The organism is Mesorhizobium kowhaii (assembly GCF_003253745.1).
In the GTDB taxonomy this organism is placed as follows: Bacteria; Pseudomonadota; Alphaproteobacteria; order Rhizobiales; family Rhizobiaceae; genus Mesorhizobium; species Mesorhizobium kowhaii.
Genome location: NZ_MZXV01000076.1, coordinates 74561 through 87488 on the forward strand (window position 1 = coordinate 74561; position 12928 = coordinate 87488).

14 protein-coding genes are annotated in these 12928 nt (G+C 64.0%); 1 reads left to right on the forward strand and 13 read right to left on the reverse strand.

Going from position 1 to position 12928, the window contains the following annotated elements; genetic code table 11:
- Nucleotides 1–33: 33 nt before the first annotated feature.
- The 8 genes from tilS to ybgC form a co-directional block, all read right to left on the reverse strand.
- On the reverse strand, nt 34–1443 hold the full coding sequence (gene tilS, locus B5V02_RS33835) for a tRNA lysidine(34) synthetase TilS (RefSeq protein ID WP_111548313.1): 1410 nt from the start codon (nt 1441–1443) through the stop codon (nt 34–36).
- A gap of 58 nt (nt 1444–1501) precedes the next feature.
- Entirely contained in the window at nt 1502–2569 is a 1068-nt protein-coding gene (gene ybgF, locus B5V02_RS33840; protein WP_111548314.1) for a tol-pal system protein YbgF, read from the reverse strand.
- Nucleotides 2570–2795: 226 nt separating this feature from the next.
- Nucleotides 2796–3302, reverse strand: a complete 507-nt coding sequence (gene pal, locus B5V02_RS33845) for a peptidoglycan-associated lipoprotein Pal (protein ID WP_095089511.1) — start codon at nt 3300–3302, stop codon at nt 2796–2798.
- 233 nt (nt 3303–3535) lie between these two features.
- Complete coding sequence (gene tolB / locus B5V02_RS33850) at nt 3536–4819, reverse strand: Tol-Pal system beta propeller repeat protein TolB (protein WP_245446364.1); 1284 nt, start codon at nt 4817–4819, stop codon at nt 3536–3538.
- 66 nt (nt 4820–4885) lie between these two features.
- The gene (locus B5V02_RS33855; protein WP_111548316.1) at nt 4886–6043 is read right to left on the reverse strand and encodes a TonB family protein; all 1158 of its coding nucleotides are present in this window, start codon (nt 6041–6043) and stop codon (nt 4886–4888) included.
- A gap of 7 nt (nt 6044–6050) precedes the next feature.
- Entirely contained in the window at nt 6051–6503 is a 453-nt protein-coding gene (tolR, locus tag B5V02_RS33860; protein ID WP_111548317.1) for a protein TolR, read from the reverse strand.
- Nucleotides 6504–6513: 10 nt separating this feature from the next.
- On the reverse strand, nt 6514–7224 hold the full coding sequence (gene tolQ / locus B5V02_RS33865) for a protein TolQ (RefSeq protein ID WP_095089519.1): 711 nt from the start codon (nt 7222–7224) through the stop codon (nt 6514–6516).
- A 408-nt stretch (nt 7225–7632) separates the two neighbouring features.
- The gene (ybgC, locus tag B5V02_RS33870) at nt 7633–8103 is read right to left on the reverse strand and encodes a tol-pal system-associated acyl-CoA thioesterase (RefSeq protein WP_111548318.1); all 471 of its coding nucleotides are present in this window, start codon (nt 8101–8103) and stop codon (nt 7633–7635) included.
- 133 nt (nt 8104–8236) lie between these two features.
- Between ybgC and B5V02_RS33875 the strand changes: the two genes are divergently transcribed.
- Complete coding sequence (locus tag B5V02_RS33875; protein WP_111548546.1) at nt 8237–9487, forward strand: glycoside hydrolase family 5 protein; 1251 nt, start codon at nt 8237–8239, stop codon at nt 9485–9487.
- A 4-nt stretch (nt 9488–9491) separates the two neighbouring features.
- Here the strand turns inward: B5V02_RS33875 and B5V02_RS33880 are convergent, their stop codons facing one another.
- The 5 genes from B5V02_RS33880 to B5V02_RS33900 all read right to left on the reverse strand — a co-directional run bounded on the left by B5V02_RS33880 (nt 9492) and on the right by B5V02_RS33900 (nt 12916).
- Nucleotides 9492–10388, reverse strand: a complete 897-nt coding sequence (locus B5V02_RS33880; RefSeq protein WP_111548319.1) for a metallophosphoesterase — start codon at nt 10386–10388, stop codon at nt 9492–9494.
- A gap of 149 nt (nt 10389–10537) precedes the next feature.
- On the reverse strand, nt 10538–11575 hold the full coding sequence (ruvB, locus tag B5V02_RS33885; RefSeq protein ID WP_111548320.1) for a Holliday junction branch migration DNA helicase RuvB: 1038 nt from the start codon (nt 11573–11575) through the stop codon (nt 10538–10540).
- Nucleotides 11576–11618: 43 nt separating this feature from the next.
- A complete protein-coding gene (ruvA, locus tag B5V02_RS33890; protein ID WP_111548321.1) occupies nt 11619–12239 on the reverse strand; it encodes a Holliday junction branch migration protein RuvA in 621 nt (206 codons plus the stop codon).
- A 10-nt stretch (nt 12240–12249) separates the two neighbouring features.
- Complete coding sequence (locus tag B5V02_RS33895) at nt 12250–12669, reverse strand: type II toxin-antitoxin system VapC family toxin (protein ID WP_111548322.1); 420 nt, start codon at nt 12667–12669, stop codon at nt 12250–12252.
- A complete protein-coding gene (locus tag B5V02_RS33900) occupies nt 12647–12916 on the reverse strand; it encodes an AbrB/MazE/SpoVT family DNA-binding domain-containing protein (protein WP_111548323.1) in 270 nt (89 codons plus the stop codon). The genes B5V02_RS33895 and B5V02_RS33900 overlap by 23 nt, the downstream gene beginning before the upstream one ends.
- Nucleotides 12917–12928 lie beyond the last annotated feature (12 nt).

Below are 12928 nucleotides of genomic sequence, written 5' to 3' on the forward strand. Positions count from 1 at the left end.
AACAGCACGTCTGGGTTAAGCTTTAGCCCATCATCAACCGGCACTGTGGCCGCTGAAAGGCAAGGGCGGGACCGTGGCCGCCCCAATCAGCCCGGCGACAGCCCGCGCCGGCGCCAGGTCGAAGGACGGCAGGAAGCGGGCAAAGGGGGCAACGACCGGCCGCGCCTCAACCACCGCAGGCGCCCGGATATCTCCCGGCAAACCAACGCATTCGCCGGCTTGCCACAATGCCGGCTCGGCGGCGAGCGCGGCGCGCATCAGGCTTGGTGGGGTTTCCCCCTCGCCGATCGCCGGCCGCTTCGCTGCTGCTCCGAACGGGGCGATCAACAATGCGCCGCTGCTGTTGTTCAATGTGATGCGCCGCCGGCCATCCCAGAGGGTGCCCTGGGTGACTGCAGCGGCAGGCGGCAGACCGCGCGCCTCGCGGCGCAGGAAGATGCCGGCGCGCCGGCAATCGACCACCGTCCGCGACAATGTGGCGCAAAGAAAACCGGTCTTCAGCCGGGCAAACAGCGCCTCGCTGCGGGCCTGGTCCGGCAGAAAGGCAATCCCGCCGGTCGTGGCCAGCAGAATGCGCAGTGCGTAGACGGCCGCCCGGTCCTCGCCGGCGTTCAGCAAGCCAGGATCAAGCCGAATGAGCCCGGCCGCCGGCTGGATCGCGAAACGGCGGATCAAGTCCGCCGCAGCCAGGCCAAGCTGCCTGCGCGCGCTGCCCTCCTGCGCGGCCAGTGCAAGCGCATTGTCGACGCGCTGCACACCGCCCCGGTCGGTGAGCGCCGCACGCAGGCGCGGGCGCTCGAAAGTCTCGTCGACATTGGTCGGGTCGTCGGCCCAGTCGACATCTTGACGCCGCAGGACGTCGCGCAGCGCCGCGCGCCGCATGCCGAGCAGCGGCCGCAGGATCCAGCTGCGCCAGTCATACAAGGTGGCCGGCGCCATGCCGGCAAGTCCCCGGCCTGCCGTGTCGGCATGGCCTCGGGCCTCGTCACGCGCCAATCCCTCTTTGCGTGCCAATCTGTCGTTGCGTACTTGCCGCATCAGCACCGTTTCCGCCTGGTCGTCCGCGGTATGGCCGGTCAGGATCAGGCCAAGGCCTTCCGCTTGTGCTGCCTCGGCCAGCAGCCGGTAGCGCGCTTCCCGTGCGGCGGCGGGCAGACCGGTCGACGGCTTGGGGCCCGACCATGTCAGGATGCGGTGCGCGATTGCGTGCGTGGCGCACAGCCTCGCCACCGCTTGCGCTTCCGCCGCCGAGCCGGGCCGCAAACCGTGGTCGATCGTCACCGCCAGCAGCTTCGTTGCCGGCGCTGAGCGGTCGAGATGGTGTTTGAGAAGAAGGAGCAGGGCGGTCGAGTCGCTGCCGCCGGACACGGCCGCAACAGCGCCGCTGGTAAAATCGATATGCAAAAAAAGGCTTTTCGAAAGATCAGGCTCGGTATCGAGCATCAATGCATGTCGCCCAAAGATGATCCTGGTTTTGGGGCAACGACATGCACGGGAAGGTTCAGCACGCCGCCAGCGCCTTTTCCTGCTTGACGCGTTCCTTGAGCGCGCCGGAGATGTCCGGGTAGCGCTTGCCGATCTCACTGAAGGTGGCGCAGGCCACGTCATGCTGCTTGAGGCCGACCAGCGACACGCCGAGCTTCAGCAACATGTCGGGAGCTTTCTTGGCCTTGGGATAGTCCTTGCTGGCGGCGAGGAAAGTCTCGGCCGCGTCGCGGTATTTCTGCTGGCCGAGCAGCGACTCGCCCAACCAGTAATGCGCATCCGCAGCCTTCGCATCCTTGGGGAAGCGGGAGATATGGTCGCGAAAACCCTGCTCGGCGGTGCTGTAGTCGCCCGAGAGGATGAACTGATAGGAGTTGCGGTAGAGTTCCTCCGGGTCGTTAGTGGCGGGCAATGCCGCCACCTCCGTGCCGTCGGACTTGCCGGCCTTGGCCGGGGCGCCGGCGGCGGGCGCGGTATCTTGCGCCGGCGCGGTCGCCTGGGTGTTGCCGCCGGCATCGATGACATTGCCGTTCTTGTCGACGGTGATGGTGCCGAAGGTCTTTTCCGGCGCACCCGTCCCGGGAATCACCTTGCCGGGGTCGCCATTGGGCGATTCGACGATGACCTCCTGGCCGGCGGGCGCGGTGCCCGCATCTGCCGGCGCCTGCGTTGCCGGAGCCGCTGCCACATCGGTGTTGGTATCCGTAGTTGTGGCGTCCGACTTCTTCTGTGCCGGCGGCTGCCCGCCTTGCGTGCCGCCTTCAAGCTGTTGGAAGCGGAACTCGTTGTCTTCCTGCTGCTTGCGGATCTGCTCCTGCATCTGCAGGACCTGGAAATTGAGTTCCTCGATCTTGCCGTTCATCTGCCGCAGCTGCTCTTCCAGCCCGGTCACGGCGGTACCGTCGGACTGCACCAGTTGAACCTGATCCGGTTTCTTCTTTTGACCGAATAGGCTGGGCAATTCGATGCTGGGCAGATGGAAGGAAAAGCCGCTGTCGGTTGATTGCCCTGTGCCCGCCAGTGCGGTGACGCCTGATAGGAGCAACAGCGCAAGCGTGCCGCTCAGAACCGATCTCAAATGCATGTGCCTCTCGCCGTGATTTCGTTAGCTTGTTCGCGCCTTCCAATCAGAGTGGGACCAGCCAAGCGCCCTCGGCTCATAGCAGGAGCCGAGACTTCGGCCAAATTTTGTTTCGGGCATCCGGATATGAAAAAGGCGGCCCTGGGGCCGCCTTTCGCAAGGGTATGTTGCATTTTTGCCGCTAGAGCGCCGCGCCTTCTTTTGACACGCCGGTCGGCTGCACGATGGCTCAGGAACCGGCGCCGCTGAGCGTGGTGACCGCACGGCGGTTCTGCGACCAGCAGGAGATGTCGTCGCACACCGCGACCGGACGCTCCTTGCCGTAGGAAATCGTCTTCAGGCGGCTGGCCGAAACGCCCTTGGCGACGAGGAAGTCGCGGGTGGCGGCGGCGCGGCGGGCGCCGAGCGCCAGATTGTACTCACGCGTGCCGCGTTCGTCGGCATGGCCTTCGATGACGATGGCGTACTGCTTGTACTGGTTCAGCCACTGCGCCTGGCGCGACAGTGTCGTCTGCGCGTCGGCACGGATCGAGGTCGAGTCCGTATCGAAGAAGATGCGGTCGCCGATGTTGACGGTGAAGTCCTTTGCCGATCCGGGTGTTGCCGCGCCGGCGCCGTTGAGGCCAAGGTCGGCGGCATTGTTCGGCGTCTTCTTCGAGGCACAACCGGCGATGGCGAGCATCGCCACCAGCGCGATCATGACCGGGTTTCTGGTAAGTGCTGCGATACGGCCCATGCCGCCTCTCCTTCGTATTTCGAGTGATTTCGTTGATCACCCAGTAACCACGTTTGGGTTAACCGGCATTCAAGAAACACGGTTAAAAATTGGTTTAGGCTGCCGTCCGCAGCCGTCTGGCCCGAAGCCACAATTGGCGCGGACCCTAGGCGTAAATGCGGCCAAAACGCGACCAAGGCGTGGAAAAGGGGCCACAAAGGCCCCTTTCTGGCGCCTGTGACGATTGAGCCAAACTACTCCAGCAAGGGCGACCATGCCGGGTCGGATGCGAAGTTCGTCGTCGGGATCGATTGTTCGTTGCGGCCGGTGAGGTCGACCGAAACCAGCTTCGGGCCTCCGGCGGAATCACGGAAGAACATCAGCACTCGGCCGTTCGGCGCCCAGGTCGGCCCCTCCTGCTGGAAGCCGGAGGACAGGATACGCTCGCCCGAGCCATCGGTCTTCATGACGCCGATCTGGAATTCGCCGCCTGTCTGCTTGGTGAAGGCGATGAGGTCGCCGCGCGGCGACCACACCGGCGTCGAATAGACGCCATCGCCGAAGGAGATGCGGTTCTGGCCCGAGCCGTCGGCACCCATCACATAGATCTGCGCGCGCCCGCCGCGGTCGGAGGTGAACACCACCTGGCTGCCGTCGGGCGAATAGGACGGCGAGGTGTCGATGGCGGTCGAGTTGGTCAACCGTGTCGTCGAACGGCTCCGCAAGTCCATGGCGAAGATATTGGAGTTGCCGTCATCGCGCAGCAGACTCATGATCACCTTCTGGCCGTCGGGCGAAAAGCGTGGCGCAAAGGTCATGCCTGGAAAATTGCCGACCAGTTCGCGCTGGCCGGTCTCGATCTGCAGCAGGTAGACCCGCGGCTGACCGCTTTCATAGGACATGTAGGTGATTTCCTGCCGGTTCGGCGAGAAGCGCGGCGTCAGCACGATCGACTTGCCGTCGGAGAGATAGCGGACGTTGGCGCCGTCCTGATCCATGATGGCGAGGCGCTTCTTGCGCGCGTTCTTGGCGCCGGATTCGTCGATGAAGACGACGCGCGTGTCGAAATAGCCCTTCTCACCGGTCAGCCTCTCGTAGATCGCGTCGGCGATGATGTGGGCAACGCGACGCTGATTGGCGTCGTTGGCAAAGAACTGCTCGCCGGACATCTGCTGGCCGGCAAAGGTATCCCACAGCCGGTACTGGGCGCGGATGCGGCCGTCGGCCTCCTTGCCGACGCTGCCGGTGACCAGCGCCTGCGCGTTGATCACCTTCCAGTCGTCGAAGCGCGGTGCTGCGTCCGGATTGGATATCTTCTCGATGAAGGCACTCTTGTCGATCGGCGCGAACAGGCCCGAGCGCTTCAGGTCGGCGGTGACGATCTCGGAAATCTGGGCGCCAAGCGCGTCGCCGCCCTGGAAATCGGTGATGGCGATCGGCAGCGGTTCGACATTGCCCTTGTTGACGTTGAGCTCGACGAGCGCCAGGGCCGGCAACGTGCCGGCAGCGGTCATGCCCATCGCCATTGCTGCGACCATCAGGAGCGGCTTGAGGATTGATTTCATGTCTTCTCGCTTCTCGTACTGATTTTCGGATACTCGGGCCTACAGGCCCAGCATCTCCCTTGGATCGAAGGTGACGCGGACGTCGGCCCAGATGTCCTGCTTACCTGCGGGGACCTGCAGGCCGGTGACATCGCATTTTTGCACCGCGCGAACGGCACTTTCGTCGAACTGGCGGTTTCCGCTCGACTTTTCAACATTCGGGCGGCCATCCAGCTTGCCGGAGGCATCCAGGTTGAAGCGGACGACGACGACGAAGTTTTCCGAACCTTCAAGGCCAACTGGAAGGGTCCAGCAGCCGCCGAGCTGGCTTTCCAGGGCACCCATTTCCGATTTCGACAGCTTCTGGCCCTGATCCTTGTCGCCGCCGAGCGAGGCTTGCTGGGTCGAGCGCTTGGCGCCGCCGCCGGACGGCTTCTGCTTGTCGAGGAGAGCGGAGATCTCGTCGGCGTTGAACTGCTTGTCGTCGGACTTCGGCTTCGACGAGGCTTCCTTGACCGGCTTGTCGGCATCCTTGCGTTCAGGCGCCTTGGCGCTCTCTGCCTGCGCCGGCTGCGGCTTCGGCCGCGCTTCCGGCGCGGGTGCCGAGTTCGGCAGTTGCGTCTCTTCGGTGGGCGGATCCTTGGCTATGGCCTCAGCAACGGCATCAGGCTTGACCTCGGGCGTTGGATCGATGGCGGCGGTCTTGTCCTGCGGCGGCGGGGTTGGCGCCGGCTTGGCCGGTGTCGGCTTGGGGTCCGTCTGCTTGACCGGCTCCGGCTTTACCTCTTCCTTGGGCGTCGGCGCCGGCGCCACTTCCGTTGCCGGAATGGGCTTGGGCTTTTCCTGCGGCTTCGGCACGTCCTCCGGCTTCGGCTTTTCGATCGGTGTCGGCGCGGGCGGCGGAGCCGACGTCATGTCGACCGGCTTCGGCTTGGCCTCCGGCGTTACCGGCTTGTCGGTGTCGACGCTGTTCTCGCCGACCTTCTGCGCTACCGGCACGATGTCCGGGCGCTGGGTCGGCACAGGGGCCGGCTTTTCATGCATCACCGCCTTCTTGTCGCCCTGCAACGTCTGCGCAATGGCTTCCATCGGCACGATGTCGACCGCGACCGACTCGACATCGGCGGACGGGAGTGCGGCCGGCGCCGACAGCGTGAACAGGCCGAAGGCCAGCACCGCCGTATGCAAGATCACCGATGTGGTGAGGCCGGTCTTCATCGTGCGTCTATTGATCCTGTTCCTGCAGTGAAACCAGGCCGATGTTCTTGTAGCCAGCGGACGAGATACGAGCCATCACCTTCATCGCCGTGCCATAGTCGGTGGACTTGTCGCCGCGGATGAAGATGCGCTCTTCATAGCCGGTCTTCGAGATCGCCTGCAGCTTGGCCACCAGCTCCTCGATCGGAATCTCGGTTTCCTGGAGATAGATCTGGCCGGCGGCGTTGATCGAGACGGTGATCGGCTGCGTGTCGGCATTCATCGCCTTGGCCTGCGTGTCAGGCAGGTCGATCGGCACGCCGACCGTCAGCATCGGTGCCGCGACCATGAAGATGATCAGCAGCACCAGCATCACGTCGACCATCGGCGTGACGTTGATCTCCGACATCAGTGCATGGTGACGGCCGCGCCGCCTGTGGCCGCGCCCACCGCGTCCTCCCATGCCAACGGACATACCCATCAGTTACTCCTCAGGCCTTGGGGGCCACTTTTTCATCGATTTGGCGCGAGAGTATGGCGGAGAACTCGTCGGAGAACCCTTCCATGCGCACCGCTATCTTGCTCGCGTCGGACGACAGTTTGTTGTAGGCGATGACGGCGGGGATGGCGGCGAGCAGGCCGATGGCCGTCGCCAGCAGCGCTTCGGCAATGCCGGGCGCGACCACCGCAAGACTGGTGTTCTTGGACCCGGCGATCGCCTGGAACGAGGTCATGATGCCGATGACGGTGCCGAACAGGCCGATAAAGGGTGCCGCCGAGCCGGTGGTGGCGAGGAAGCCGAGGCGCCCCTCCAGCTTTTCCATCTCGCGCGTCAGCGCCAGGTCCATCGCCTTGTCGATGCGGGTCTGCAGGCCGAGCGGCGACTTGGCGCCCTTCTCGAAGCTTTTCTTCCACTCGCGCATCGCTGCCACGAAAATGGCGCCCATGCCGGTGGTCTTGCGGTCGGCGAGCGTGCGGTAGAGTTCCTCCAGCGACTGCCCGGACCAGAACACCTGCTCGAACCGGTTGAGCGACAGCCGCATGCGGGCATAGGCAACCAGCTTGTCGACGATGATCGCCCAGGTCCAGACCGAAGCGCAGAGCAAACCGATCATGACCAGCTTGACCACCCAGCTGGCCTGCATGAACAGCGCCCAAATCGACAATTGCGCGCCCGGTTCGGCGAGTGCGATATTTTCCATCGTTACGTCCTTAAGATTTTCCGGGCGAAGCTGGCGGCTGGCCCCTGGCATCCCTTGTGGTCGGTTCGCACGCAGCTACCTGAACAACCCCAAACCGTGCCGTTGGTGGCCTTTTCGGGGCAAATATTGGTGAAAGGAAGGCGCTGGATAGCGCCAATCTTCACCAATCTCTTCATGAACCGTTATGGTTAAGGATGGGTTAGTACATAAGGCGCGGCGCATTGCCACGCCCGTGGACCACCGGCTCGGTCTGCATCAGCTCATCCGCCCCTCCAAAGGTGGGTTGAGATTCAGGTCAGGCCGAGCCGAAAACGGTGGGTTCCGAGAACCGGAGCGGAGCGTACGTTTGGGTACGTGAGCACCGGAAGCGGAGGAACCTGCCGTTTGCAGGCCGGCATCACCTGAATATCAACTCATCTTGGGCATGAATGCCGCCACCCATTCCCTGGGAAAGCGCCTTGGCCGGCCATTCTCGCCGATGATCGCCGCTTCGACCTTGGCCTCGACCAGCACCTCATCACCGCGTTTGAGCTGCTGCGCCATGAAGATGCGCGCGCCCGAAATGTCCTCGGTGCGGGTGTCGACCGTCAGGATGTCGTCTATGCGGGCGGGGCCGCGAAAGTTGATCTCCATGCGACGCACCACCCAGACGATCTTCTCGCCATGCTTGCCGTCGGCAAGTTCGGTGTGATGCACGCCGGTCAGCCTGAGATAGTCGGAGCGACCGCGTTCGAAGAATTCGAGATAGCGCGCGTGGTAGACGACGCCTGAGAAATCGGTGTCGGCGTAATAGACCCGCGCCATCAGCCGGTGGCCGAACTCCGTCAACGCTCCGGAAAGCCCCGCCAGCAACGCCGCCGATTCACCATGATCGTCCATTGCGCTTTCCTTTTTGGGCCTGGCCGGGCACCTAAAGCGTGGCGCGCTTAAGGCAATTGTTTCCGTGCGTGTCGTTGTCCCAAAACCGCTACACACTTTTGGGCGACACGCACTGGCTTGGCGCATGAACCCGATGGCACTGTTGACGGCGATGATCAAGACCTTGATGGCGGCGCTGCTTGTGCTCGTGGCTCTGTCGCTGCCCGGCCAGGCGGCCACCTTCTCGATGAAGCGCGGCCTCAATCTCGACCAGTGGACGACGTGGCCGGGCGAGGAGCAGTGGGGCGACACCAAGGCCATCCTGCCCTATCCGGAATGGCGCAAGTTCCTCAAGGACGACGACCTCAAGGCGCTGAAGGATGCGGGCTTCGACTTCCTGCGCATGCCGGTCGATCCGTCGCCTTTCCTGTCCGGCCAGACCGTGGCCTTGCGCGACGACCTCTATGCCAGCGTGCTGGATTCGGTGCGCACGATCAACCGCGCCGGGCTGAAGGTGGTCGTCGACATGCATCTGATCCCGGCCGGCGGCAGCCGCAAGATCGGCATGGGCCAAGTGATGGACGACCCGCAGACCTTCGACGCCTATGTCGACATGGTGCGCAAGATGGCCCGCACGCTGGCCAGCGAGGATCCCAAAAAGGTCGCTTTCGAGCCGATGAACGAACCTATCGTCGACTGCGACAGCGACGGCACCAGCCTGTGGCCGAACCGCCAGCAGAAGCTGTTCGCGGCGGCGCGTTCATCGGCCACCAAGCTAACTTTGATCTTGACCGGGGCCTGTTATTCGGCCGCGACCTCCCTGGAGAAGATCGATCCGAAGACGATCCCGGATGACAACGTCATCTGGACCTTCCACTCCTACGATCCGTTCCTGCTCACCCATCAGGGCGCGACCTGGGCCGGCGACTTCATCCCCTATGTGACCGGCCTGCCCTATCCGCTGACCGCGGTGCCGCAGGCACAGCTCGAGGTGACGCTCGACACCATCCGCGCCAGGATCAGGGCCGAGGCGCCATGGGCACGGCAGAGCGGCCTGCTTGCCTATCTCGATGAACAGGTCGCCAGCATGGACAGCCCCGACAAGCTGCTTGGCCTTATGGATGCGCCGTTCAGGCAAGTCGAGGCGTGGGCGAAGGCCAACGGCATCAAGCCGGAGAACATCACGCTGGGCGAATTCGGCATGATCCGCCAGGAATATGGCAACGCCTATGTGATGCCGGCCGCGTTCCGCGCCGCCTATGTCAGGGACATGATCGCGCGCGCCGAAGCGCATGGCTTCTCATGGTCGGTGTGGAGCTATGGCGGCGCCTTCGGCATCGTCGACGCCTTCAACGGCGACAAGGCCGAGCCGAATGTGATGGACGTGATCCGCACACTGCATTGACCGCTCAGCCAAGGTCGATCGACAGGATTTCGGGGCGCACCCCGAAACGCACCGGCACAATGCTGAAGCCAAGCCCGCCCGAGACGATCAGATTGCGGTCGTTCTCGACGACATGGCCATAGGCATAGCGATTGCCGAACCGCGACGGCACGACCGGCGAATAGCCGAACAGCCGCACCTGTCCGCCATGGGTGTGGCCGGACAGGGTCAGCGACACCCGCCACGGCACGGTGGGAAAAATATCGGGCTCATGTGCGAGCAGGATGACCGGCGAGGCATCGCTGACCTTGGCCAATATACCGTCGAGATCGTCCAGCCCCGTGAAGCCGGCGCGGTCCCTGGTCGGCAGCAGGGCCAGCTGGTCGGCAAGCCCGGCGATCCAGACACCATGCCCGTCCTTCTCCAGGCGCACGACATCGTTCTCCAGAACCGGGATGCCGACTTTCTCCAAGGCCTTGCGCGCTATTGTCGGACCGGCGCCCGCCCGCTGCGCGAAGCCATCGCCCCACCAGTCGTGGTTGCCAAGGATCGACAGCACGCCGAGCGGCGCCTTGAGGCCCGACAGCGGGGATGCCCATTGCGACGGCGTCACCGGCCCCGTCACCAGAGGCATGCCGGCGATGTAGTCGCCAAGCAGGACGATCAGGTCCGGCTGCAGCGCATTCGCGTCTTCGACAAGCGAAGCGATCCGCTCCGGTGTCATCCACGGTCGGCAGGCATGGATGTCGGCAAGTGCGACGATGCGCAGTTTCAATCCCGCCGGCCAATGCGGTGGCGTTAAGGCATAGTGCTTCACATGCGTCAGCAGCATCGGCTCGATGCCCACCGCATAGGCGCTGAAGGCGGCAACCGACAGAAACGACCCGCCGACGAAGCGCAGGAACCCGCGTCTGTTTATCATGCTCGGCTCCGGCACTAAATCGCGGCGACAATCGCCAAGGCCGCGTTAGAGTCCACGATTGCGCCGGCAAGTCGGCGAAGCTGAGGAGTTTTTGCGCAAGGACATTCACGGATCCTTGATCGCAGGTCAGCGTCCAATCGCCCGAGCCGCTACTCTTCCTGGAACAGGTTGATCTGCTGCTGCGCCAGATCCTTTGGCGCATCCAGCCCAAGATGGCGCCAGGCATTGGCCGTCAGCATCCGGCCGCGCGGCGTGCGCTGGATGAAACCCTGCTGGATCAGATAGGGCTCGATGATGTCCTCGATGGCGTCGCGCGGCTCGGACAGGCCGGCGGCGATCGTCTCGATGCCAACCGGCCCACCGCCGAAATTGCGGGCGATCATCGACAGATACCGGCGGTCGAGCGCGTCGAGGCCGAGCGCGTCGACCTCAAGCCGGGTCAAGGCCTCGTCGGCGATCTGGCGGTCGACATGGCCATCGCCGGCGACCGAGGCGAAATCGCGCACGCGGCGCAACAGCCTGCCGGCAATGCGTGGCGTGCCACGCGCGCGCCGCGCGATCTCCAGCGCGCCATCGTCGCCGAGCGGCATTTGCAGGATGCGGGCGCCGCGCCGCACGATCTGCTCCAGCTCCTCGACCGAATAGAAATTGAGCCGCACCGGAATGCCAAAACGGTCGCGCAGCGGATTGGTGAGCAGACCAAGCCGCGTGGTGGCGGCGACCAGCGTAAAGCGGGCGAGATCGATCTTGACCGAGCGCGCCGCCGGTCCCTCGCCGATGATCAGGTCGAGCTGGAAATCCTCCATTGCCGGATAGAGGATTTCCTCCACCGCCGGGCTCAGCCGGTGGATCTCGTCGATGAACAGCACGTCGCCTTCTTCGAGATTGGTGAGCAGGGCCGCGAGATCGCCGGCCTTGGCGATAACCGGGCCGGAGGTCGAGCGGAAATTGACGCCGAGCTCGCGCGCCATGATCTGCGCCAGCGTCGTCTTGCCGAGACCCGGCGGCCCGACGAACAGCACATGGTCGAGCGCTTCGTTGCGGCCCTTGGCGGCCTCGATGAACACTTTGAGATTGGCCCGCACCGCCGCCTGGCCGACGAAATCGTCAAGCGTCTGCGGCCGCAAGGTCTGCTCGGCATCCTCGCCGCGTTTTTCAGGCGTAATGAGACGGGGTGACAGGCTCATGGCGCCTTCCTTGCACGCGGCAAGGAACTGAACAAGCGACGCCTCACCGCGCCAGCTCCCTCAGGCCGAAACGGATCAGCTTCGGTGCATCGGCATCCTCGCCCGCCGTCTTCAGCGCCGCCGCCACCGCATTGGCCGCGGTGTCGCGCGAATAGCCGAGATTGACCAGTGCCGAGACGGCGTCGGTGATCGGCGCCGGAGCGACGCCTTCACCGAGCTCCTGCTTCAGGCCGATGGTGCCCGAGGCAGTGCCGGCATAGGCCGGCGCCTTGTTCTTCAATTCGGTGACGATGCGCTCGGCCACTTTCTTGCCGACACCTGGGGCGCGAGAGACCATGGCGATATCGCGCAGTGCAATCGCGTTGGCGAGATCGGCCGGCGCCAGTGTCGACAGGATGGCGAGCGCCACCTTGGCGCCGACGCCTGGCACATAGTTCATCAGCAGCCGGAACCATTCGCGCTCCAGCTGCGACTGGAAACCGTAGAGCCGCAGCATGTCCTCGCGCACATAGGTCTCGATGAACAGCACCACCGCTTCGCCCGATGCCGGGAGTGCTGCCAGCGTACGCGCCGAGCAATAGGCGACATAGCCGACGCCATGAATATCGACGAGGCAATGGTCCTCGTCGATCTCGTCGAGCGTGCCCTTGAGTTTGCCGATCATGCCTGGGCCTTCATGGGTGCGTTTCAGGAGAGATGATGTCGAGATCCGGGAAGTAACTGCGGTAGCGGGCAGCGTCGCGGGTCAGCAGACGATGTCCGGCAACGGTCGCATGGGCGCCAATGAAAAAGTCTGGCAACGTCCGCTCGCGAACCCCCCCAGCACGGCGATAGCGGGAATGCGCGACGCCTGCAAGGAATGCCGCGTCCCAGGGCAGAAACTCGCGATCCATCTCGAGCATGTCGACTGCTTTTCGAAGCGCCGTCTCTGTCGCTATCAGCGGCGCGAGCTCGGACCAGATGATCGTATTGATCAGCAAGGCTCCATCGCGGCGACAGGAAACAATCGCCGATGCCGACCATTTTGTCAGCGGTCCGGCCGGTCCCCAGACGTCGATCAGGACATTTGTGTCAATCAACGTCGAGATCTTCACGCGGCCCCCTCAACCACACCATGTATTCGTCGGTCGTCATGCCCGCCAAATCCAGGGTCCCCGCCATCCGGTCAAGGACATCGCTGAACCTGCGGGATGCCTCTTCCTCGGACAGGTTTTCGTTGACGGCGACAAGCCGAGCGCCCTCGTCGGTGGCCACGAACTCCACCTCCGAGCCCGGGCCGATACCCAGATGGTCCCTTATCTGTTTGGGAATGGTGACTTGCCCCTTGGTGGTCACGCGCATGGTAATACCTCT